The organism is Chryseobacterium polytrichastri (assembly GCF_900142445.1).
GTDB lineage: Bacteria > Bacteroidota > Bacteroidia > Flavobacteriales > Weeksellaceae > Chryseobacterium > Chryseobacterium polytrichastri.
Genome location: NZ_FRAV01000053.1, coordinates 1 through 23430, shown reverse-complemented (window position 1 = coordinate 23430; position 23430 = coordinate 1). Strand labels below are relative to the sequence as shown.

Here is a 23430-nt window from a genome sequence, read left to right as displayed (position 1 = left end):
TTAAAGTTTATGTACGCCAAATTATGGATTTTTATCTTGTTGCTATTCTCATTATTTTTAGCAAAATCTCAAGAAATTCTCAATGCTAAGGTTTCGGATTCTATACAACAAAAAGATTCGATTGCAACAATTTCAGAAGTTATTATTCAATCTTCTCGGAGAGATGTAAAGCTCAATGAAGGAAATATTGTGATGAATGTTTCCGGCAATAAAGATTTTAAAACATCCACTAACATTCTCGAAGTTTTAAGAAAAACTCCAGGTGTAACAGTAGATTCCGAGGATGGAATTTTTATTGGAGGAAGAATGAGCCCTGCCATTTTTATTAATGGAAAACCTGTTGTAATGAGCAGTCAGGAATTGCAGTCTTATCTGAGATCTATGTCTCCGGAAATGGTAGAATCTATTGAAGTAAACACCAATCCATCTTCAAAATATGACGCGGAATTTAAAGGTATTATTGATATTAGATTAAAGAAAAATACCAATCTGGGCTGGAAAGGAAGCTATGTTGGAAACACAAGCATCAATAGATTTAGTTATAGAGAAAATAGCCTGAGCCTTTCTTACAACACAGAGAAAATAGGCTATAATCTGCTGTTGGGCTATAACAATGGAATCTCAATATATCGTTATAATGCGCTACAACGTTTGGCAAATACAAACGTTATGAGAACCCAGGCTTACCAAAAAGATGATGCAGAAGTGTATACGATTCAGTTGGGAGTTGATTATAAATTGAATGACAAAAATAGAGTGGGAGTGAATGTAAGAGGAAATTTTAGAGAGAGTGACCGGATTCGCTTAGGTTCACTCTATACAGTAAATAAAGATGAAACTCAATTGGTTTTTAATACAGAAAGTAAAAATCCTACGAACTATTTTCAAGATAATTATGGGCTCGCTACAGATTATTCTTTCCAACATAAAAATTTTAAGCTAAACTTTTTAGGCAATTATCTTTCGGTCGAAAATAAACAAAAAGATGATTTTACGAATAGCGATAAGCCGACTTCACAGCTTTTATCCTATTGGAAATCTGATCTTCTCAACAAGATTCGTATTTATACAGGGCAAGTTGATATTTCTCAAAAAATAGGGGATGCTACTTTTGAGGCAGGTGTTAAATTCAGTGATACTAATACGAATAATATGATTAGGTATGATACGCTGTCGGTTAATAAGCAATTTGTTTTCGATCCTACACGGAGTAATCAATTTTCATATCAAGAAAAAATCTGGGCTGGATATTGGGCATACAGTCAAAAATTTAATAAACTCCAGATTAATGCGGGATTAAGATTTGAAAATACTCAAAGCGTTTCTCATGCAGTAACGATAGATTCTGTTGTCTCAAGAAATTATCTGAAATGGCTGCCTTCTTTCAGTGCGAGCTATTCATTCAACAAATCTAATGAGCTTTCATTTTCTTATAGTAGAAAAATTACAAGACCGGTTTTTTCACAGCTCAATCCGTTCAGATTTTACTTTAGTCCGCTTAATTATTGGATTGGGAATCCTTACCTGCAGCCGTCTTTTACCAATCAGATCAAAGCAACGTATCGATATAAAAATTGGGTGACAGCGTTTACAATTGGAAAAGAAACAGATGTTATGACACGGTATCCGATTTACAACCCTGAAACGAATGTGTTGGAATATTTAGGAACTAATCTGCCTTATCGGAATTTTGCCACTGCAGAAATGAGTTTCCCTATAAAAATATCAAAATGGTGGAACATAAACACTCAGATAGCGGGATATTACAATCATGAATTTAGACCGTATCTGGATGAAGTTTTTGCATTGAAAATTTATAATTATGAGATGAGATTAAATCAGGTTTTCTCTTTACCTAAAGGGTATACCATTAATATTTTTGCCAATTATGAATCTAAAACCGGGAATAGTTTATATATTATTAAGCCAAGATATACCGTTGATATTTCAGTACAAAAAGCATGGTTTGATAATAAGCTGAATACGAAAATGAGCTTTAATAATATTTTTGATTCTTATGATCAACGCTTAGAATTCAGACATAAACAAATTATGGATAACCGACTTACCCATTGGTGGGATACCCAAAAGTTAATATTGTCTTTAAGTTATAATTTTGGAAGCTCGAAATATCAGACAAAAGATATACAGAAAACAGAAGAAGAAAATAGAGCCAGATAAAAGAAAACCTGCTTTTATAAGCAGGTTTATTATTTTTTGATTACGGACAAACACAGTTACCGCAAGTCCAAATTCGGCATGATCCATCGTCATTCCATTCACAGCAGTATCTTGGTCCGCCGATTCCAATGCCTCCTTTAATTGATTTTTGTTGATCTCTTCCTAGTTTTTGTGCATGTTTTAGCACGGGATTTTTCTTGTTCATGGTGTTGGTGTTTTGATGTTAATAATTAAGTCTTAATTTGTTATCAATTATTATATCACTAATGTATGAATTTATTTTTAATTATAAATGCGCTTTTTATGTAAATTGATAATGATTAGATACTTATGTTTAATAATATCTTCTAAACGGGCTTTCGGAAGCAATAAAATCTGTCTTTGTTCAATAAAAAATAAACTAAAACTAGAGATTAATGATTTCGCAGAATAAAATCAAATATTCCCTTTAAAACAGCTCAAAAGTTTCTTAAATAGAGACCTTTACTTATATTTGTAGTATTGCATAAATCTTTATGAAACTAAACATTAAAAACGAAACGGGGAGGCTAAAATCGGTAGTTTTAGGCCAACCTAATTCAATGGGACCCGTTCCCGCACTTGAGGAAAGTTATGATGCCAAGTCATACTACTCAATCCAACATAATATGTATCCTAAAGAAGAGGATATTATTAATGAAATGAATGCTTTTGAAGCAGTTTTAAAAAAATATGATGTAGAAGTTCTACGCCCAAGTATCATTAAAGATTACAATCAGGTTTTCGCAAGAGATGTAGCTTTTGTGATTGATGATAAAATGATTATTTCCAATGTCATTGCCGACAGAGCAGATGAGCAGGAAGCCTACAAAAATGTGTACGAAAAAGTAGCATGGAGAAAAATTATCAACCTTCCGGAAACGGCTCATATTGAAGGTGGTGATGTTATTGTTTGGGACGATTTTCTTTTTATCGGGACATGTTTCAGCGAAGACTATAGAAATTATAAAACAGCAAGAACCAACGAATACGCGATAGAAATTCTAAAAGAATACTTTCCAAAAAAGAGAATTATTGATTTAGAGTTGAAGAAAAATGATAAGATTCCATTTGAAGGTATTTTACATTTAGATTGTACATTCAACCCGATTGGAAAAGATAAATGCATTATCTACAAAGATGGTTTTGTGGATGAAAGTGATTATCGCCTGATCATTGATATTTTCGGTGAAGAAAACTGTTTCCACGTTACAGACGAAGAAATGTTTGAAATGTTCCCGAATATCTTCTCAATCTCTCCTGAAATTGTAGTGTCAGACCAAGCATTCACAAGAATGAACAACCACCTGAGAAACGAGTGGGGAATGACCGTTGAAGAAATCCCTTACAGAGAAATTTCTAAAATGGGAGGATTGTTGAGATGTTCTACAATGCCGCTTGTTAGAGAGTAATAGTGTTGGAAAGTTCTAGGGTTTGAGAGTTTTTAATTTTCAATCTTTTAATTTTAAAATCAAAGAAAAAATGCAGACAACAGATACAGTATTAATGATAGAGCCGATTGCATTCGGTTATAACGCAGAAACGGCAGAAAACAATTATTTTCAGGTTGACCAAAAGAGTGCCGATGTTCAGTCGAAGGCGTTGGCAGAATTTAATATTTTCGCTGAAAAATTAAGAAGTAAAGGAATCAATGTCATTACGATAAAAGATACGTTGGATCCGCACACACCGGATTCTATTTTTCCGAACAACTGGGTGAGTTTCCATAAAGATGGAAAAGTAGTTTTGTATCCGATGTTCGCTTCAAACAGAAGAGTGGAGAGAAGAGAAGATATTATTGAAACAATAAAAAATCAGGGTTTTGAAGTTTCTGAAGTTGATGACTGGTCATTACCGGAAATTCAGGGTCACTTTTTGGAAGGAACGGGAAGTATGATTTTCGATCACGATAATAAATTGGCGTATGGATCAGTTTCTTTACGATTAGATGAGAAATTATTCAGAGAATTCTGTGATAAATATGGGTTTACACCAATTGTTTTTCATTCTTTTCAAACGGTAGGTTCAGAAAGACTTCCCATTTATCATACGAATGTTATGATGTGTATGGCAGACAAATTCGTGGTTATTTGCCTTGATTGTATCGATAATGAATTGGAAAGAAGTAAAGTTATTGAGACCATCAAAAATTCAGGAAAAGAGATTATTGAAATTTCTGAAGAGCAAATGCAGCAATTTGCAGGAAATATGCTTCAGGTACAAAATAAAGACGGTGAAAAGTTTTTGGTAATGAGCCAAACTGCTTATCAATCTTTAAATCAAGAACAAGTTTCAGCGATTGAAAAATACTGCGAGATTATTTATTCAGACTTAAATACCATTGAAGTAAACGGCGGCGGAAGCGCACGTTGTATGTTAGCTGAGGTATTTCTGCCGAAAAAATAATATATTTGCGAAAATTAATTCATTGAAATCATTAAGCAATAAAGGCTTACATATTCTTCTGACTTTGGAAACGGAGTCAGAAGCTTTATTATTAGACAGTAAGGGTTTTCTAAAACATACACAGGCAATTTTAGAAGCAAAGGAAGTAGAGATTGTAGGGGTAACAGAACATGTTTTTGAAAATAATAGTTTTACTTCTGCGGTTTGTCTTAAAGAGTCGCATCTGTGTATTCACACTTGGCCAGAATTCAAACAGCTAACGTTTGATGTATTCCTTTGTAATTACCTTCAGGATAATACGGAGAAAGTAGAAAAAATAGCTGACGAGATTATTGAATATTTTAAGGCTAAAATTATTCAAAAACACAATATTTATCGATAAAAATGCATTACACTTGTCCCGTTTGTAATACAGAAAATAGCCGTGATTTTATGTTCTCTATTGAAGAGTACGTTTGTAAATCATGCTCATATCTTATTGATGTTGAAAAAAGTTTCTCTAAAAAATTAGTTAAAAAGCCGATAGAAAATGTAGTGCTAGAGGTTGGGCAAAAAGGGATTCTTGACAATACAGAATATACTGTTGATGCCATTGTTGTTCGTAAATACGGAGCTACTATATATTGGAGAGAATATTATTTAAAAGATAAGAAAGGAGATGATGCTTTCCTGAGCGAAAGCGATGGGCATTGGGTTCTTCTATATCCTATTCATACAGAAGATGTCAAGAAGAAAAGTTCTAAAATAGCACAATTACATACTCGGAATTACAGATGGTATGAAACCACAGAATGTAGTATTCATGCGGCGGCAGGTTTTTTTGAAGAAAAGCTTAATTTTAATCTGGCAACCTATAAAGAATATGTGAATGGAACAAATATGATTTCCCAGGAACAATGGGGTAGTAAGAATCAATATTTTGCTGGGAAACATATTTCTAAACATTTCATTAAAAAATCTTTCAAGCTTTCTCATATGCCCAATTACGCTGGGATTGGCATTGTTCAGCCTTATTATATTGATATAAAGCAAGCGATAAATATTCTGGGTATTGCAGGACTTTTAATCTGTCTGCTTCAATTATATGTTTACACTTCCAGAACAAATGCTTCCGTTTTTCAGGATACCATTAAGTTCGAAGATGTAAAAAATAAGGAGATGGTTTCCAAAAGTTTTACCCTTTCGGGAGGTTCAGCACCATTGAAGGTAAGTGCGCATTCTGAGGTAAATAATTCATGGGCAAATCTTCAATTAAGTCTTGTAAATGAAAATACAAACGAAGCTGTTTATACTTCTAAAGACATAGAAGAATACTCTGGATATGAGGATGGAGAAGTTTGGAGAGAGGGTAAAACTACTGAAGAATTTAATATTTGCGGAGTTTCTCCTGGGAAATATCATCTTGTACTTTCCGCTGAATCTCAACAATCAACAGGAACAATATTAACTTCTGCTTCTGATACAGGTTTAACCATAACCAAAGAAGGCTCAGGAATAGTAAATGTATTGGATAACAGTACAAAACAATCTGTTTCATTTGGTGATGTAAGAACATTGGAAAAAGATTCAAGTGATATTGGAAAATTGGTTAAGCAGGTTTTTCCTAATAAGAATTTAGATTCTCTTTTAACCATCAATCCGGTAATTCAGTCATCGCCTGCAAATGTAGTAGACGAAAGTTCAATAGATGTAAAAGTAACATGGCTTCCTGTTTCATTTTGGAATTTTGTAATTATCCTTATAACAATGGTTGTTTTTTTTATAATCTGCTATTGGGGAAGAAACGTTTTCAATATTTCAAAATGGAGTAACAGTTCAAATTCACCGTATTCTAAATCTTAAATTATGGTTCACATTTTTAACTATATCAAAACAAATTGGTTTCTCTGTCTCATGGGAGGAGCATTTCTGGGGTGGTTTACCTATCTTACATATGCTGGAAACCAAGTCTGTGATTGCGAAAAAACAGAAACATATAGAGACGGAACTACCAGAAGCCATTCTTCGGGAAGAGGGTTCTACAGATTCTATCACAAATAAAAACATGCTATTATGGAAAATATAAATTACGTGCCGATTATCAATTCAGTCCTGTATTCATTTTTAGGAATTATTATTCTACTGATCTGCTATTTTATTCTGGAAAAAATAACGCCGGAAAGAACATGGCATGAGATTTCTCAAAACAAAAATACAGCATTGGCAATTGTTTTTGGAGCCTTCATTATCGGGATATCCATCATTATAGGAGCAGCGATTCATGGATAGAAAACGACTGTCTTTAGAAATTCTTTTATTATCATCTGTATTTGTAATTGCTACCTGCGGACTTATTTATGAATTGGTAGCTGGCGCCTTAGCAAGTTACCTTTTGGGTGATTCTGTAAAACAGTTTTCATTCATTATTGGGGTTTATCTTTTTTCGATGGGGGTTGGCTCTTATCTGGCGAAATTCATCAAAGGAAGTTTAATAGATAAATTCATAGAAATTGAAATCCTAGTTGGGATTGTGGGCGGAATAAGTTCTGTGGTGCTTTTCCTTTTATTCAATACGGTGGGTCACTTTGAATGGGCTTTATATCTATTTGTATTTTCCACGGGATGTTTAGTTGGGTTAGAAATTCCTTTGTTAATGAATATCTTGCAAGATAAAGTTCAGTTTAAAGATTTAGTTTCTAATGTTTTTGCATTTGATTATGTGGGAGCATTATTAGCATCTGTTCTTTTTCCATTGGTTCTGATTCCCAGTTTAGGAATTATTAAAACGCCTTTGTTTTTTGGGTTAATTAATATTTCCATAGCTATTTTTTTATGTTTCTATTTAAAAAATGATTTGCTAAAACCTTTTTCATTGAAGGTGAAATCCATGGGAGCTTTTTTATTACTGCTTGTTTTATTTATTTTTTCAGATAAGATTTTAGCGTTTTCGGAAGAGAAATTATATGGTGAAAATATTGTGTATTCTCATAATTCGCCTTACCAAAGAATTGTTCTTACGAGAAACAGCAATGAGTTTCGATTGTATTTAAACAATAATCTTCAATTCTCTTCCACCGATGAATACCGCTATCATGAAGCATTGGTGCATCCTGCGATGTCTATGGCAAAAAAGGTAGATCATGTTTTAATTTTAGGAGGCGGAGACGGTTTTGCAGTTCGTGAAGTATTGAAATATAAAGAGGTAAAAGATATTACATTAGTAGATTTAGACGGAGAGATGACAAATTTTTTCAAGGATAATGAAACCATGAAAAAGTTGAATCATAGTTCTCTTTCTAGTTCTAAATTAAAAGTAATCAACAAAGATGCTTATGTCTGGGTAAAAAACGCAACACAAAAATATGATGTAATCATTATTGACTTTCCGGATCCTTCAAATTACAGCCTTGGAAAATTATATTCATTACAGTTTTATAAAGAATTAAAAAATAGAACAACCCAAGATACCAGAATTGTAGTCCAAACTACGTCACCTTATTTTGCGCCGAAATCTTTTTGGTGTATCCAGAAAACATTGAATCAGGTATTTCCTTTTACAAAAGCATATCATACGTATGTTCCTTCTTTCGGGGAATGGGGATATTGTATAGCTTCTAATGATTCAATTAATAATCATGTAATAAGAAGAATTCCTGGATTAAGATTTTATGATTATAATTTTCTGCAGATGAGCTATTTTAGCAAAGATATGATGGCGAAAGAGGTAGAAGTTAATCGACTGGATAATCAAATTTTAGTAAGATATTTTGATGAAGAGTGGGGAAAAGTACAATAGAAAAGAATTTCTGACAACAGTATTTTGGGGCGGAATGGCACTTTCCTTTTTGCAGTATTGTGAAAAGAAAGCAAAATCATTTTTACTTAAAATTACAGGAACGAACTCTGTTTTAGGACATCGTTTATGGGCGAAGGATTTCCCTAAAGCTTCAGAAGAAATTAAAACCCAATTTTTAATTGTAGGTAGTGGAATCTCAGGGCTTTCAGCATGCAGAGCATTAAGTAAAAAAGGGATTGATGATTTTCTTATGCTCGAAATGGAAGATCATTTAGGAGGAAATTCATCAAACGGAGAAAATAAATTTTCAAAATTCCCTTTAGGAGCTCACTACCTTCCTTTACCGAATAAAGAAGACTTGGAAGTCATTGAGTTTTTAAAAGAATGTGGAATATATCTGGGAGATGATGAAAATGGAGATCCTATTTTAGATGATTATCAACTTGTGTTTCCTCAAAATGAGAGGTTGTTTTATAAAAATTCATGGCAAAATGATATTGTTCCTCAAAAGGGAATTTCTTACGAAGCAAAGAATGAGATTTCCCGATTTTTTAAATTGATGGATGGCTATCGTGAGAAAAAAGATGCTCAGGGAAAATATTGGTTTACGATTCCTATTGAAAATTCCAGCAGAGATCAGGGTATTATCCAAATTGAGAAAATTACCTTTAAAAGTTTTCTTACTGCACATGATTTTAGGTCAGAGGAGCTTCTTTGGTTATTAGATTATTCTTGTCGTGACGATTACGGATTGGGAATAGAGTACGTTTCTGCATGGGCGGGAATTCATTATTTTGCAGGAAGAAAAAATAACTGGAGTAAGAAATATAAAGATCAGGTTTTTACTTGGCCGGAAGGAAATGCCAGACTTGCGAAACATCTTTCAAAATATACAAAGGATAAGCATGTAGTGAATCATTTGGTTTTTGACGTAAAATTAAATGAGAATCATGTTGAGGTGCTGAGCTTTGATAATGTTCAAAAAAAGACAAAGAAAATTATTGCCGATAAAGTTTTATTTGCAACGCCTCAGTTTGTAAATGAAAGAATATTTAATAATAGAAGAGCAGACAATTTCAACTATGTTCCGTGGCTTTTAACAACAATTACATTGAAGAATGAATTCGGAGGTGATGAAGAATTAGCTTGGGATAATGTAATTTATGGTTCGGACGGATTAGGGTATATTGATGACAAACATCAAAATATCGATCAAAATATGGGTGAAAAAGTCATTACGTACTACAAAAGTTTTTCATCAGATAACTGTAAAAAAGCGAGACGCAAGTTGTATGATCTTAAAGAAAATCAACTTAGAGATCTTGTATTGAACGATTTGAAAAAAGCCCACCCGCTTATAGAAGATTTTATTATAGAGATGCAGTTTCATAAAATTGGCCATGCGATGATTGCTCCCGTTCCCAATCAGATTTTCGGTGCTGAAACTGAAAAAGCTAAAAAACCGATTGATGGGAAAATTTTCTTTGCCCATACAGACTTGTCGGGAATTTCAATTTTTGAAGAAGCCTTTCATCAGGGTATTAATGCTGTAAAACAAATGGTATGAAGCAACCTTGGATATATAATGGTAAAACAGATGGTCTTTTTATTTTGTTGCCGCCATTTTTAGTTTTGTTTTTTATTATCATATTTCAGAGTCAGATTCAATATCTGGAAAATCATTATTCGTTTTTTATCTGGTTATTTCTTATTGTTTTTGTGGATGTTGCGCATGTTTATTCTACATTATTTAAGACCTATTTTGTAAAAGAAGAATTCAGGAAAAGGAAGAAATTATATATCATTATTCCGGTAATCGGTTTTGTTTTAGGATTGGTCTTGTATCAATTTGGAAGTTTATTCTTTTGGTCGGTTTTAGCGTTGGTGGCGGTTTTTCATTTTATACGCCAGCAATATGGTTTCATGAGAATTTATGCCCGAAAAGAGCCTAATACTATTTCTAAAAAAATAGATGAGTTGGCCATTTATTCAGCCACCATTTATCCAATGCTGTATTGGTTCAAAACACCAAGGGTTTTTACATGGTTTATGACTAATGAGTTTACGTGGATGGAGAAACTTCCGGATTACAGACCTTATATTCTGGTTGTATACCTTTCTATTATAGGAATCTGGGTTCTGAAAACGTTATATCTCTGGAATAAAAACAAGAGTTTTAATATTCCTAAAAATATGATCATTATAGGAACTTATCTTTCTTGGTATTTCGGGATTGTTTATTTTAATAATGATTTGATTTTTACACTGCTCAATGTCCTTTCTCACGGGATTCCTTACATCGCGCTCATTTACATTAGAGAAATAAAACAGAAAGATGAGGTTCAGTTAAAAAAACTTTCCATTTTTAAAACAAGCCTTGGGATTATTCTCTTTGTTGGCGTTATCATAGGGTTGGCTTTTTTTGAGGAATTACTTTGGGAAGTATTGGTTTGGAGGGAAAATATTTCTGTTAATGCAATTTTTCCATCTCTTAGTTTTCAACAATTTCTCATCCCCTTATTAGTCATTCCACAGCTCACGCACTACCTTTTGGACGGGTTTATTTGGAAGAAACCTGAAAAAATCAATTAACTTTGTAAAAGTTCAATTTAAAATAGATTATTAACGGGATGAAAAGAGAAAAGTGCTTATGAAAACGAAAATTATGCTATTGATGGCTCTATTGCCATTCTTTTTTATCAACGCTCAGCAGAAAACATTTTGTAACCCAATCAACATTGATTATGGCTACACTCCATTTGAAATTTTTTCCAAACAAGGGAAACACCGTGCAACCGCTGATCCGGTGATTGTAAATTTTAAAAACAAACTATTTCTTTTTTCAACCAACCAGGAAGGGTATTGGTACAGCGATGATATGCTGGATTGGAAATTTGTAAAAAGGAAATTCCTTAGAGACAACAAATATACCCATGATCTTAATGCGCCTGCAGTTTGGGCAATGAAAGATACGTTGTATGTATACGGATCAACTTGGGAGCAGGATTTTCCAATCTGGAAAAGTACAAATCCTACGAAAGATGATTGGCATATTGCAGTTGACACCTTAAAAGTGGGAGCTTGGGATCCTGCTTTTCATTATGATGAAGATAAGAATAAGCTGTATTTATATTGGGGTTCCAGTAATGAATGGCCTTTGTTAGGGACAGAAGTAAAAGTTAAAACCTTACAGTCTGAAGGATTTGTAAAACCTATTTTAAAACTAAAACCTGAAGATCACGGTTGGGAGCGTTTTGGAGAATACAACGACAATGTTTTCCTACAACCTTTCGTGGAAGGAGCTTGGGTAACAAAACACAACGGAAAATACTATATGCAATATGGTGCTCCGGCAACGGAGTTTAGCGGATATTCGGATGGAGTATATGTAAGTAAAAATCCTTTGGAAGGCTACGAATACCAACAGCATAATCCGTTTTCCTATAAACCGGGTGGCTTTGCGAGAGGTGCAGGACACGGAGCAACTTTTGAAGATAATTTCAAAAACTGGTGGCACGTTTCAACGATATTTATTTCAACTAAAAATAATTTTGAAAGAAGATTGGGAATCTGGCCTGCAGGATTCGATAAAGACGATGTAATGTATACAAACACTGCGTATGGTGATTATCCTACATTCCTTCCGCAATATGCTCAGGGGAAAGACTTCTCTAAAGGGCTTTTTGCAGATTGGATGTTGTTGAATTACAACAAACCGGTTCAGGTTTCATCTACCTTAGGCGGATATCAACCCAATTTGGCGGTTGATGAAGATATTAAAACCTATTGGAGTGCAAAAACAGGAAACTCGGGAGAATGGTTTCAAACGGATTTAGGAGAAGTTTCTACCATTAATGCCATTCAGATTAATTATGCAGATCAGGATGTTGAGTTTATGGGTAAAACTTTAGGCAAAATGCATCAGTATAAAATTTACGGTTCAAACGATGGTAAAAAATGGAATGTTATTGTAGATAAAAGCAAAAATACCAAAGATGTTCCTCACGATTATGTAGAATTAGAGAAGCCTGCAAAAGCAAGATTCCTGAAAATGGAAAACTTAAAAATGCCAACAGGAAAATTTGCATTAAGTGGGTTCAGAGTATTCGGAAAAGGAGCGGGCGCAAAACCTGCAAAAGTTGAAAACTTTGTCCCGTTGAGAGCAGATCCTAAAAAATATGGGGAGAGAAGAAGCATCTGGATGAAATGGCAACAAAATCAGGATGCAGACGGATACGTAATTTACTGGGGGAAATCTCCGGATAAATTGTACGGAAGCATAATGGTGTATGATAAGAATGAATATTTCTTCACCGGAGCCGATAGAGTAGATTCTTATTATTTCCAGATTGAAGCTTTTAATTCAAATGGAATTTCGGAAAGAACGGAAGTCGTTAAATCAGAATAGTCGTATAAACATATATTTGAAACCCTCAGGATTTGATTCTGAGGGTTTTTGTTTTTAATAGATGATTGTTAGCAAGGAGATTGTTTAATTTTTTAAATGTAACCTTTGGATTGATTCAAATATTTCTAAAAAAATACCGAAATTTGCAGCTTATAATAAATCAAATAACTAAACCATGAAAAAACTTAAACTTTTGTCCCTTTCATTATTTCTGCCCTTTATTTTTGGTTGTAGTGATAATGAGACGGAGAAAGATTATCAGGTTGAAGTAGATGCTGCAGTGAAGAATATTCATGCCAATCTTCAAAGAGATCTTAATACTGATGTTCCTTCTTTAAGCGTGTATGTTGTTTCTCCAAAAGGAACTTATTTCGGGACTGTAAAAGGAACAAATGGCTCAGCGGTTACCCCAAATACCTATTTCCGTTTTGCGAGCAACACCAAAAATTTCACCTCTACCGCTATTTTAAAAATGATGCAGGATGGATGGCTAAAATTGGATGATAAAATTACAGCCAATATTCCGGGAACCACGGTTCCGTATACTCCGGATGTTGCAGATTGGGATTTCCCAAATAAAAATCAAATAACGATTCGTCAGATTTTGCAACATAATGCAGGAATTTATGATGTAACGAATGATGATTCTCAATATAGCATCAATGGCGAAACGTATGGAGATTATATGCTTCAGAATTTCCCTGATCATCAGTTTACGACAAGCGAATATGTGAAAGTATTGAAAGATCACAACCTTACGTATGGAGCTCCCAATACAGTTTACCATTATTCAAATACAGGATATTCAATTTTAAGTGAAATTATTGCAAGAATATATTCTGAGAAAGCGGGCGCTACTAAAACATACGGAAATTATATGTACGACCAAATTGTAGGGCCTGGTTCCAAAAGACCATTGGGTATCAAGTTTCCTGAGTTGGCAACGGATAAGCAATTGCCTTCACCTTATGTAAAAGGGTTTATTAAATATGCCAATCACAACGAAATTACCGATCAAAAAAATGCAAGTGCACATACTGGAGAAGGAAATGGAGTAGGGACGATGGTGATGCTTACAGATTATATCAGAACGCTAATGAAAGGTCAGAATGTCTTGTATGCTTCAAGTGCTGAGCTTATGAGAACGAGTAAAGGTCCGGCTACGACTTCAGGATATGCATTGGGGTGTGCTAATTTCGCTGGAATTGGATATGGCCATAACGGAGCTACAGAAGGCTATTTATCATTAATGACGTATGATCCGGCTACAGATGTTTCGGTTATTGTATTATTACCGTATTGGGATTTGAGCAGTACAGCGAATTTCACGAAATGTCTAAATACCTTAAATGTAACAGGTCTTGAAATCAAGAAAGTACTTGGGTATTAAAAAATAAAATTAAATAATAGAACGCTTTGAAATTTTTCAGAGCGTTTATTTTTTGTCGATTTTTTCTAAACCTAACAGGTTTCAAAAACCTGTTAGGTTTGACTTTTAAACAATTATTTTTTATCAATTTTTTTCAGAAATTCATCAATTTTAGTCATTAAAAAAGGTGCATTTTTTTCTTTATCCCAATCGAGATGCCCGCCATTAAATTCGAAAGATTCATTAATTACCTTGTTTTTATCTAAGAGAGAATCTAGTATTGCTTTTTGTGATAACGGAATTACTTGGTCACTGAGTCCATAATAAGAAAGCATTGGCGCTGAGGTATTGGTTATCCAATGGGTCGGACTCGCAAAATTCATCATCGATACACCGGAAGAAAGTGTTTTTGGATCAATTAAATGTTTTTCAACAAATGAATAATCACTATATTTTTTGAAATTAGAATCCGACAGATCAGACGGCCCTACGATATTAATGACCGCTTTTACTTTTTTTGCTTGATCAAATTGATAAGCATACAACATTGATAAATGTCCACCGGCACTATTTCCCAAAAGAATAAACCTAGGTTTGTAGTGTAATGTTTTTTCTAAATAAAGCATTGTATTAGTAATGTCATCGGTCTGGTTGGGGATTGCAAAACGGGAGGTGGAAGCCAAACGATAATTAATATTAGCGAAAATAGAAGTAGGGAATTTCTTCATCATGGATAAAGTAAAGAAGGACAAATTAGATTTTTCGCCACCTCTCCATCCACCACCATGAATCATAATAAAGACATCCGGCTTTGAATTTGAAATATTTTTGGGAATATAAAGATCCATTTTTTGTTCAGAATCTTTGCCATAAGAAATGTTTTCCTTGCTTTCAAAAGAAATTTTTTCACCAAGATCTATTGTTTTTTTCTTACAGGCAGTAAACAGTAGTATAGAGAAACATCCGAAAATTATAATTAAGTTTTTCATATGGATTAAAGATAAAAAACTCGCCGATTTCTCAACGAGTTACTGTACAAAATAATTTATATGAAGAATGATTGTTTTCTATCTTGTTCTGCTTTTGATTGCATCAGAAGCCCCTTCGATATCTCTTACTTTTTTCACTTTTTGGTTTCCAAAGTTATAAGTGATGCTTACGGTCATACCTCTTCTGAATTGGTCATTTTTAATATAATTGTTGTTTCCATTTTCTTGAAAATCTTCAATTACTACAATGTTGGTTTTCAATACGTCAGTTACATTCACTGCAAAAGTCCAGTCGTTCCAGTTTTTCTTTAAACTTAAATCTAAGCTCATTAAGCTTTTCAACATTCCAAGCTCAATTTGTTGTTTATCTACATAGAAATAATTAACTCCCAAGAACCAAGTTTTCTTTTTGTCTAAACGAATGGTGTTGTTAGTTTGAATAATAACACTTGTTGATTTTACATTGTTTGTATAAACTAAAGGTTTTCCTTCTTTATCTACAAAGGTGTCACCTGTTGTTGGGTCCTGAGCAAGAGTCCCATTATTGATGTTGTGCTGAATTCCCGCATTGAAATTCACTGTTAAATATTGTTTAAAGAATGTTTTTTGAACTCCAAGCATAGCAGACATTTCCTGCTTGTCTCCAAAATTAGTTCTGATATAGCGTAGTACATTTTGCTCACCTATAGTTCCATCTGGTGATACAGGATAGCCTTGTAATGGAACTTGCGTAATTTGATCTTTGTAATACGAATGATTTAAAATCAAGAAATATGAGCTTTTATACATATATGTTAATTCCTGATTATAAGTAGAAGATGCTTTTACAAATGGGTTGTTTTGGGTATAATTATTTTCTGTCAGAATGTTTCTTACAGGGTTAATTTCCCAGAAACTTGGTCTTCTCATTCTGCTGGAAAAGGAGTAAGAAATATTGTTTTTATCATTGATGGCATAATTAAAGCTCAAATAAGGTAAGAAGTTATTGTAATTTCTTTTGATCTCCTGATGCTTCATTGTAGCCACGCTGCTTTCTGGTGCGTCTGAAGTTCCTAAACTATTGGTAATCTCATATCTTGCGCCCACTTTTCCTGAGAATTTTTCTGAGAACTTCTTTTCTAATGTTAGGTAAGCTCCGTAAATATTTTCATCATAAATAAAATGATTAGGTTGATGTTCTTCGGGTTTTAAAGGAGGTACTGCGTTTTCTCTGTAAGTATCATTTTTAGTGTCATTATTGGTTTTAGTTTTGTTATAATTCCCACCAACAGAAACTGTAAAATCATTTTTAAACTTTTTAATATAATCTACTGTACCAGAGAAGTTATTAATGATTTGTGGAAGATCCTGATAAATCGTTTGACTAAGACCTAAATTATCACCTAATGAGTTTGCGAGATAAGTTTTATTATCAGTAAACTGGAACCTTCTATAATTAAGATAAGCAGCATTTACATTCAACTTACTTCCTAAAGAATCCATTTTCAATTCATAGTTTAGGTTGACTGAATTATTGTATGACCTTGCGTCTTCTTTATTTCTAGAATTTGTATAATTTGTTACATATTCCTTGTTTACATCATCATAAGAACGAGTAGTATTAAATAAATTTACAGTAGAATTATAACTTTTATTGGCCCATGTATTCCAAGATAAAGCTAAATTACTGTTGTCATTTAATTGATAATCAGCGTTCAAGTATCCACCTAAATTTTTATTAGGATCATCAATATCACCTACAGACTGGTTATATGTTAAGTCATTTCCATTTCTTAAAACATAAGATTGTCCTTGGATATTTTCTCCACCACTCAAATTAGCGCTGATTCCCAATTTATCTTTTCTGTAGTTGGCAGAGAAACTGGCGTTGCTTCCGTTGAATTTATTTTGTGAATTAGACATTCTCATGTTTCCACTTAACCCATCATTCATTTTTTTCTTTAAAACGATATTAATGATCCCGTCTGAAGATTCAGCCTGATACTCACTTCCTGGAACAGTGATCACCTCAATTTTCTGAATGTTTTCAGCTGGTGTATTTTTTAAGAATTGCACCAATGAATCTGCATCCATATTACTTTTTCTACCGTTGATGTAGATTAAAGCATTGTTCTTTCCTGCAATTTTCAACGTCTTGTCATCAGTTGAAGAAAGTAGTGGCGTTTGCTTTAAAATATCGAAAGTGGTATTTCCTTTTGTAATTGGAGAAGCAGCTACATCGTAAACAAAACGGTCGCTTTGCTTTTTAAAGACTTGTTTTTTGATGGTAACTTCTTCAATGCTTTTAGTTTTAAGCGTATCAGATTTCTTTTCCTGTGCAAAAGCAAATCCTGTGAAAAATATGGCGGCGATGAGTAGTGGCGTTTTCATGATGTTGTTTCTAAGTGTTAATAGCTTGTATTCGTTATTAATTGATATTGCAAAGATATGTAATAAATTTAGTATCATGCAATGCAAAGTAGTAAAAATGTTTTTAAACTTATTTCAACTTGTTGATTTACAGTTGTTAAAATTTACATTGGAATTTTTAGTGTACTTTGACTTTCTACATAATAAGACAACTGTAACATAATTTATGTTACAGCGAAATTGAAAATAATTGAAAATAAATATTATTCTCTATCGAAACGAGCTAATTTTTTATCCACCCAGACAGTGGCAAAAGGGAAAAATGCAGATAATAGGGCAAACACAAAATCTTCGTCATCCCAATTATAAATTTTCTTAGCCGGAAGGCAAAGTAAAAGGTAAAGGGTAAAGAAGAGTCCATGTAAACTTCCTATAACACTTATGAATATGATGGAGTATAAATTTTCATCATAACGAATCCAGATCATGGCAACACCGTATAATAAAATACAGGAAATTGCTTCTGCTACACAGATTTGTTTAAACCATTTAATGATTTTTTCCTGAGAATATTTTGAGAATATTTTATCGATGAAGTCCATTTCTTGAATTATAAATGATGAATTATAAGTTCTGAATTAAAGCCTAAGCGCTAATTCTTGGAACCTATTTCCTGTACTGCAAATTTACTTATAAAAATTACTACCATCCAAATAATCAAAAACTTCTGGAGGTAGCATCGGTCTTACATTTTTACCATCTTTAATCATCGTTCGGATTTCCGTAGCCGAAAGTTCAATAACGGGAGCTTTGATTAAAGAGATGTTTTCATTTTGAAGATAACCAGAATCTTTTTTCTCTCCATCAAAAACCCTAGGATAAACTATTATATGATGATTTTTAATCAACGTTTCATAGTTTTTCCATTTGTGTAAACTACCAAGATTATCTTCTCCCATAATTAAACTAAAAGAATAGTCAGGATGTTTTTCATGAAGATAAGTCAGCGTGTCAATAGTATAACTAGGCTTTGGAAGAGAAAACTCCACGTTGGAAGCCCTCATATTCGGATAATTTTTAATGGAGAGTTGTACCATATCTAATCTGTTATGGTCTTTCAATAAAGATTTTTTGTCTTTGAAAGGGTTTTGCGGACTTACCACAAACCACAATTCTTCCATATCCGAGTTTTCTAAAATATAATTAGCTAAAATCAGATGTCCAATATGAATTGGATTAAACGAACCGAAAAATAAGCCTATTTTTTTCATATTTCATGAGAGTTTAGGAATGAGCTTCTTGTTTACTAATCCCTAAATTTTACGTCTTTAATATTAAGATAATGCGTTACATTTCCTTTCCAATGATTTTCTTCTAATGTAAAGACAATATCGAAATTCTTGTTTTTAAAATCTTCTGAGAACTGGCCCAATTTAAACCCTACACATTCAATATTTCGTCCGGTAGATTCCTGCTTGATGTAAAACTTAATGTGGTTATTATCTTTTCCCATTGTTTTTACATAACCGGAAAGCTTCTGATTCTTGATTGCCAAAATCGGTTTCATATTATGAGGACCAAATGGAGCTAATTTTCTGTGGAAATTAATAAACTCTCTATTTACATCATCAATCTGAATCTCTGAATCTATCGTAATAGAAGGTTCTCTTTGATGCTCCTTGATTTTTTCAGCAACTACTTTTTCAAATTTTATTTTAAAAGCTTCAAACTTATCTTTCTCCATTGAAAGTCCTGCAGCAGCATGGTGGCCTCCAAATTTCAAGAAGTATTCAGAGCAGATATCTAAAGCTTCATGTACGTCAAAATCAGAAACAGATCGTGCTGAAGCTACCATTTCTCCGTTATTTCCGTCAGTGAAAACCAACGTCGGTTTGTAGTAGGTCTCAATAAGTCTTGAAGCAACAATCCCAATAACCCCTTTGTTCCATTCAGGATGATAAACAATAGTTGTCAGTTTGCTTTGCTGTTGAGATTCAAGAATTTGGTTTAGGGCAGAAAGAGTAGAATTCATGTCGAGTTCACGTCTTTCATCGTTGAGGTTCATAATATCACCAACAATCTGGTTGGCGTGTTTTAAATTATCAGAAACCATTAACTGAACGGCAGCTTTTCCATGGGAAATCCTTCCGGCAGCATTGATTTTCGGAGCAATTTCAAATACAATATTGGAAATCTCAAAATGAGAAAGTTTATCTTCAGGAATTAACAGCCTAAGACCTAGATTTCTGGTTTTTCTGAGAACCTTAAGTCCCATTTTAGCTAGAACTCTGTTTTCTCCGGTCATAGAAACAATATCTGCAGCAATAGAAATTGCCAAAAGATCTGTTAGTTCAAACAATTCTGTTTCCGGAAGTTTATAAATGGTATTTAAGCCCTGACATAATTTAAATCCGACTCCACATCCAGAAAGTTCTTTGAACGGATATCTGCAGTCGTTTCTTTTAGGATCTAAAACGGCTACAGCATTTGGTATTTCATCTCCGGGTAAATGGTGATCACAGATGATGAAATCAATGTCTAAGCTCTGAGCATAGTTTATCATATCAATCGCCTTGATTCCGCAGTCTAGGGCAATGATCAATGAAAATCCATTTTCTTTAGCAAAATCAATTCCTTCGGTAGAAATTCCATATCCTTCAGAATTTCTGTCTGGAATATAAAAATCTAGATATTTTTTCTCAACAATTTTGCTGAGGTATAGATACATTAAGGCTACGGCGGTAGTACCATCTACGTCGTAATCTCCGTAAACCATTATTTTTTCTCCGTTTTCAATGGCAGTTGCAATGCGTTCAACAGCTTTTTGCATATCAGCCATTAAAAAAGGACTGTGAATATCGGTAAGATTAGGTTTAAAGAATTCTCTGGCCTTTTGATAATCGTCAATCCCTCTGAGAACGAGGAGTCTAGATTCGAAAGTTCCAAAACCAAGTGACGAACTTAATCCATCCACTATCTCCTCATCGGGTTCAGGCTTGTAAATCCATTTTTGACTCATTTCACAAAAATAGGGAAAATATATTTTAAAAACGAGGAATTGTCAGGATAAAAAAAATGAAGAACGTGAAATTAATTAATTGTTTTTCAGTTGATTAACTGTTTTTGTGAAAGTTTTTTTAATAAAAGTGAATAAAAATTGGATTACTGAAAACCGAAACAGATTTGCTCTCGTAAATAAAGTTATAACACTTAAAAAATTAATATTATGAAAAAAACGATCAGTGTTTCTAATCAGGGTGCCACCTTGGATACTGGTAGAAGAAACTTTCTTAAACTTGGCGGTATTGGTCTTGCAATGGCAGGCCTTGCTCTTGTAGGATGCGACGATAACTCTGATTTTCAGATGGTGGATAATTCTAAAATATTCGATCTCGGTACAGGAGATGTAGGAGTATTAAACTATGCTTATGCGCTAGAACAGCTTGAAGCAGATTTCTACACTAAAGTTGTTAACAATTTTTATTCGGGAATTTCAGATGCCGAAAAAACGCTTTTTACAGATTTATATCATCATGAACTAATTCACAGAGATTTTTTCAAAGCTGCAATAAGTGGGGCAACGATGAATATATTACCAACACTTGAATTTCAGTATCCTAATGTAAACTTCAATAACAGAGCTTCTGTTTTAGCTACTGCGAAAGCATTGGAAGATACTGGCGTAGCTGCTTATAATGGAGCGGGTAAGTATATTACAAATCCAGATTATTTAGTAATTGCCGGGAAAATTGTTTCAGTAGAAGCTAGACATGCTTCTGCAATAAGAAATGCTATTAATCCAGGATCTACAGATTTTTCAGGGGATGATGTTATCAATGCAAACGGATTGGATGTTGCCAAAGAACCTAATGAAATTGTGTCTGCGGCAGGAGGATTTATCAAAACTCCATTCACTTGGAAAGAGAGAGGTATTAACTAAATTATTCACTTCCAAAATCAAAAATTATGAACATTCTTAAATTACTAGATAGACTTTCTGATGATAAATTTTTCACTACAGAAACTTCAAGATTAGAATCTCTTACGAATATGTCTTCAATGGGTCAAAAAGCAGCAGTTGCTGCTGTACCATTAGGATTGGCAACTTTAATGTCTACTTCTGCAAAAGCAGAGACTACCAAAACTTCAGGTACTTATTTTAAAACTGCATTAACAGATGCGTTAACGCTTGCATTAACATTAGAATATCTTGAAGATGAATATTATTCGAAAGGATTAGGTACTGCGGGACTTATTCCAAGTTCAGACAAACCCGTATTTATGCAGATTTCAAAACATGAATCAGCTCACGTAGCTTTTCTGAAAAGTACATTAACTTCTTTAGGAACAACACCAATTGCTAAACCAAATTTCGATTTTACGGTGGGTGGTGCGTTTGCTCCTTTTGCAGACTATAATCAATTTTTAATTCTGGCTCAGGCTTTTGAAGATACAGGTGTACGAGCATACAAAGGACAGGCAGGAAATGTAATGTCTAATAAAGCCGTATTACAAGCAGCTTTGCAGATTCATTCTGTGGAAGCCAGACACGCTTCTCAAGTAAGAAGAATGAGAGGAAATAAAGGCTGGATAGAATTAGCAGATGGCGGAAATATGCCTGCTGCAACCAATGCTGTGTATGCAGGTGAAGGCAATACAATGCAGGCGGGATACAATACAGCAACGGCTTTCGGAGCGGCTGCAGGTTCTGCTGCTTATGATGAAATCCTGAGTGGTACTGATGCTACAGCAATTGCATCTTTATTTATTGTATAAAGTGATTTCTTAATATTAGGTGTAAGTCCTTTCTCAGAGTTTTCTGGGAAAGGATTTTTTATTTTAAAAATGATATATTCGTTGCACTAAACCTAAAATTATTAATATGAAAAAAATTATTATCGGTGTATTTTTATTGGGCACAATTTGCGGGGCCAATGCACAGAAAATTAGTCTTGGAAAGGCGGTAGATGTTGTTTCCAAAGGTTCAAAAGCACTTAGTTTTACGAATGAAGATGCTATAAAATTATCCAAAGAATCAGTAGATTATATGGATAAGAATAATGAGATAGCAGGACCAAAAGATCCTTATACAGTAAGGTTAAATAAGCTTTTCGGGAAGCACAAAACGCAGGATGGTCTTAACTTAAACTATAAAGTATACAAAGTAAAAGATATCAATGCTTTTGCTTGTGCAGATGGCAGCGTGCGTGTTTTTTCTTCTTTAATGGATATGATGACAGATGATGAATTGTTGGCTGTCATTGGTCATGAAATTGGTCATGTGAAAAATCAGGATACCAAAGATGCTATTAAATCGGCTTATTTAAAGGCTGCTGCATTAGATGCTGCTTCTTCGGCTTCGTCTACCGTATCTACGCTTAATGAAAGTCAGATTGGAAAAATGGCAAATGCTTTTGTAGATGCTTCTCACAGCAAGAAGCAAGAGTCGGAAGCAGATGACTATTCTTATAATTTTATGAAAGCTAATCATTATAATGTAGTAGCGGAATATACAGCTTTCAAAAAACTGGCGTTGCTTTCGGAAGGAAGTACGCAATCTGGTTTTCAGAAAATGTTTAACTCTCATCCTGATAGTGAAAAAAGAGCTCAGAATATTAAGAAAAAAGCAGAGAAAGATGGTTTGTGGAAAGATCCCGGAACGGTTACTTTACCCACTACAAAACTGACAAAATAATTTAAGATTCCTTAAAAAGAAAAATTCCTCAAAGTTTTAGTTTGAGGAATTTTTTTATCATTGATTGTCTAGTCCTGAAATAGCGATACACAAAAAAATGATCGTTATGAAAGAATACTTAGAAACGCTTTATGTCAAGCGTACACAGAAAGATTACAGTTTAAGTTTGAAACTTCAGATTGTAAAAGAAATTGAATTCGGTAAATTAGGAATTACAGAATGTCGTAAGAAATATGGTAT

Annotated in this window: 20 protein-coding genes; 15 read left to right on the top strand and 5 right to left on the bottom strand. The window is 33.7% G+C overall.

Translation table 11 applies throughout. The features are described 5' to 3' along the window. Positions 1 to 9: 9 nt before the first annotated feature. From BUB80_RS21525 to BUB80_RS21475, 12 genes are all read left to right on the top strand, one after another. On the top strand, positions 10 to 2181 hold the full coding sequence (locus BUB80_RS21525; RefSeq protein ID WP_073297656.1) for a TonB-dependent receptor domain-containing protein: 2172 nt from the start codon (positions 10 to 12) through the stop codon (positions 2179 to 2181). A 515-nt stretch (positions 2182 to 2696) separates the two neighbouring features. After that, on the top strand, positions 2697 to 3611 hold the full coding sequence (locus tag BUB80_RS21520; protein ID WP_073297654.1) for a dimethylarginine dimethylaminohydrolase family protein: 915 nt from the start codon (positions 2697 to 2699) through the stop codon (positions 3609 to 3611). A gap of 70 nt (positions 3612 to 3681) precedes the next feature. Then, positions 3682 to 4605 carry a citrulline utilization hydrolase CtlX gene (gene ctlX, locus BUB80_RS21515; protein ID WP_073297653.1) on the top strand — a complete coding sequence of 308 codons (924 nt, stop codon included), beginning with the start codon at positions 3682 to 3684 and terminating at the stop codon, positions 4603 to 4605. Between the two features lie 22 nt (positions 4606 to 4627). Beyond that, positions 4628 to 4987, top strand: coding sequence for an S-adenosylmethionine decarboxylase family protein (locus BUB80_RS21510; protein WP_073297652.1), 360 nt, complete (start codon positions 4628 to 4630; stop codon positions 4985 to 4987). A 2-nt stretch (positions 4988 to 4989) separates the two neighbouring features. Next, the gene (locus BUB80_RS21505; protein ID WP_073297651.1) at positions 4990 to 6447 is read left to right on the top strand and encodes a DUF4178 domain-containing protein; all 1458 of its coding nucleotides are present in this window, start codon (positions 4990 to 4992) and stop codon (positions 6445 to 6447) included. A gap of 3 nt (positions 6448 to 6450) precedes the next feature. Further along, entirely contained in the window at positions 6451 to 6645 is a 195-nt protein-coding gene (locus BUB80_RS23280; RefSeq protein WP_228433917.1) for a hypothetical protein, read from the top strand. A gap of 12 nt (positions 6646 to 6657) precedes the next feature. Then, the gene (locus tag BUB80_RS21500) at positions 6658 to 6873 is read left to right on the top strand and encodes a DUF350 domain-containing protein (RefSeq protein ID WP_054512009.1); all 216 of its coding nucleotides are present in this window, start codon (positions 6658 to 6660) and stop codon (positions 6871 to 6873) included. Next, complete coding sequence (locus BUB80_RS21495; RefSeq protein WP_073297650.1) at positions 6866 to 8380, top strand: polyamine aminopropyltransferase; 1515 nt, start codon at positions 6866 to 6868, stop codon at positions 8378 to 8380. The genes BUB80_RS21500 and BUB80_RS21495 overlap by 8 nt, the downstream gene beginning before the upstream one ends. Continuing rightward, complete coding sequence (locus tag BUB80_RS21490) at positions 8355 to 9947, top strand: flavin monoamine oxidase family protein (RefSeq protein ID WP_175549641.1); 1593 nt, start codon at positions 8355 to 8357, stop codon at positions 9945 to 9947. The genes BUB80_RS21495 and BUB80_RS21490 overlap by 26 nt, the downstream gene beginning before the upstream one ends. Then, complete coding sequence (locus BUB80_RS21485) at positions 9944 to 10972, top strand: hypothetical protein (RefSeq protein ID WP_073297649.1); 1029 nt, start codon at positions 9944 to 9946, stop codon at positions 10970 to 10972. Before BUB80_RS21490 ends, BUB80_RS21485 begins: the two co-directional genes overlap by 4 nt. 58 nt (positions 10973 to 11030) lie before the next feature. Beyond that, a complete protein-coding gene (locus BUB80_RS21480) occupies positions 11031 to 12788 on the top strand; it encodes a discoidin domain-containing protein (protein ID WP_073297648.1) in 1758 nt (585 codons plus the stop codon). Positions 12789 to 12963: 175 nt separating this feature from the next. Continuing rightward, positions 12964 to 14178 (top strand): serine hydrolase domain-containing protein, encoded by a 1215-nt coding sequence (locus BUB80_RS21475; protein ID WP_073297647.1) that lies wholly within the window; start codon positions 12964 to 12966, stop codon positions 14176 to 14178. A gap of 113 nt (positions 14179 to 14291) precedes the next feature. Here the strand turns inward: BUB80_RS21475 and BUB80_RS21470 are convergent, their stop codons facing one another. The 5 genes from BUB80_RS21470 to recJ form a co-directional block, all read right to left on the bottom strand. Continuing rightward, on the bottom strand, positions 14292 to 15146 hold the full coding sequence (locus BUB80_RS21470; RefSeq protein ID WP_073297646.1) for an alpha/beta hydrolase: 855 nt from the start codon (positions 15144 to 15146) through the stop codon (positions 14292 to 14294). A 78-nt stretch (positions 15147 to 15224) separates the two neighbouring features. Next, a complete protein-coding gene (locus BUB80_RS21465; RefSeq protein WP_073297669.1) occupies positions 15225 to 17516 on the bottom strand; it encodes a TonB-dependent receptor domain-containing protein in 2292 nt (763 codons plus the stop codon). A 242-nt stretch (positions 17517 to 17758) separates the two neighbouring features. Further along, positions 17759 to 18097, bottom strand: coding sequence for a DUF3817 domain-containing protein (locus BUB80_RS21460; protein WP_073297644.1), 339 nt, complete (start codon positions 18095 to 18097; stop codon positions 17759 to 17761). Between the two features lie 84 nt (positions 18098 to 18181). Then, positions 18182 to 18766, bottom strand: coding sequence for a nicotinate (nicotinamide) nucleotide adenylyltransferase (nadD, locus tag BUB80_RS21455; RefSeq protein ID WP_073297642.1), 585 nt, complete (start codon positions 18764 to 18766; stop codon positions 18182 to 18184). 35 nt (positions 18767 to 18801) lie between these two features. Continuing rightward, on the bottom strand, positions 18802 to 20514 hold the full coding sequence (gene recJ / locus BUB80_RS21450; protein ID WP_073297640.1) for a single-stranded-DNA-specific exonuclease RecJ: 1713 nt from the start codon (positions 20512 to 20514) through the stop codon (positions 18802 to 18804). Positions 20515 to 20721: 207 nt separating this feature from the next. Here recJ and BUB80_RS21445 point away from each other — a divergent pair, with 207 nt between their 5' ends. From BUB80_RS21445 to BUB80_RS21435, 3 genes are all read left to right on the top strand, one after another. Beyond that, the gene (locus BUB80_RS21445; RefSeq protein WP_073297638.1) at positions 20722 to 21435 is read left to right on the top strand and encodes a ferritin-like domain-containing protein; all 714 of its coding nucleotides are present in this window, start codon (positions 20722 to 20724) and stop codon (positions 21433 to 21435) included. A gap of 26 nt (positions 21436 to 21461) precedes the next feature. Next, a complete protein-coding gene (locus BUB80_RS21440) occupies positions 21462 to 22271 on the top strand; it encodes a ferritin-like domain-containing protein (RefSeq protein WP_073297636.1) in 810 nt (269 codons plus the stop codon). Between the two features lie 106 nt (positions 22272 to 22377). Beyond that, a complete protein-coding gene (locus BUB80_RS21435; RefSeq protein ID WP_073297635.1) occupies positions 22378 to 23190 on the top strand; it encodes a M48 family metallopeptidase in 813 nt (270 codons plus the stop codon). Positions 23191 to 23430 lie beyond the last annotated feature (240 nt).

Coding starts and splice junctions, on each gene's coding strand:
- BUB80_RS21525 (WP_073297656.1), top strand. CDS start 10: ATGTACGCCAAATTATGGATTTTTATCTTGTTGCTATTCTCATTATTT.
- BUB80_RS21520 (WP_073297654.1), top strand. CDS start 2,697: ATGAAACTAAACATTAAAAACGAAACGGGGAGGCTAAAATCGGTAGTT.
- ctlX (WP_073297653.1), top strand. CDS start 3,682: ATGCAGACAACAGATACAGTATTAATGATAGAGCCGATTGCATTCGGT.
- BUB80_RS21505 (WP_073297651.1), top strand. CDS start 4,990: ATGCATTACACTTGTCCCGTTTGTAATACAGAAAATAGCCGTGATTTT.
- BUB80_RS23280 (WP_228433917.1), top strand. CDS start 6,451: ATGGTTCACATTTTTAACTATATCAAAACAAATTGGTTTCTCTGTCTC.
- BUB80_RS21500 (WP_054512009.1), top strand. CDS start 6,658: ATGGAAAATATAAATTACGTGCCGATTATCAATTCAGTCCTGTATTCA.
- BUB80_RS21495 (WP_073297650.1), top strand. CDS start 6,866: ATGGATAGAAAACGACTGTCTTTAGAAATTCTTTTATTATCATCTGTA.
- BUB80_RS21490 (WP_175549641.1), top strand. CDS start 8,355: ATGAAGAGTGGGGAAAAGTACAATAGAAAAGAATTTCTGACAACAGTA.
- BUB80_RS21485 (WP_073297649.1), top strand. CDS start 9,944: ATGAAGCAACCTTGGATATATAATGGTAAAACAGATGGTCTTTTTATT.
- BUB80_RS21480 (WP_073297648.1), top strand. CDS start 11,031: ATGAAAACGAAAATTATGCTATTGATGGCTCTATTGCCATTCTTTTTT.
- BUB80_RS21475 (WP_073297647.1), top strand. CDS start 12,964: ATGAAAAAACTTAAACTTTTGTCCCTTTCATTATTTCTGCCCTTTATT.
- BUB80_RS21470 (WP_073297646.1), bottom strand. CDS start 15,146: ATGAAAAACTTAATTATAATTTTCGGATGTTTCTCTATACTACTGTTT.
- BUB80_RS21465 (WP_073297669.1), bottom strand. CDS start 17,516: ATGAAAACGCCACTACTCATCGCCGCCATATTTTTCACAGGATTTGCT.
- BUB80_RS21460 (WP_073297644.1), bottom strand. CDS start 18,097: ATGGACTTCATCGATAAAATATTCTCAAAATATTCTCAGGAAAAAATC.
- nadD (WP_073297642.1), bottom strand. CDS start 18,766: ATGAAAAAAATAGGCTTATTTTTCGGTTCGTTTAATCCAATTCATATT.
- recJ (WP_073297640.1), bottom strand. CDS start 20,514: ATGAGTCAAAAATGGATTTACAAGCCTGAACCCGATGAGGAGATAGTG.
- BUB80_RS21445 (WP_073297638.1), top strand. CDS start 20,722: ATGAAAAAAACGATCAGTGTTTCTAATCAGGGTGCCACCTTGGATACT.
- BUB80_RS21440 (WP_073297636.1), top strand. CDS start 21,462: ATGAACATTCTTAAATTACTAGATAGACTTTCTGATGATAAATTTTTC.
- BUB80_RS21435 (WP_073297635.1), top strand. CDS start 22,378: ATGAAAAAAATTATTATCGGTGTATTTTTATTGGGCACAATTTGCGGG.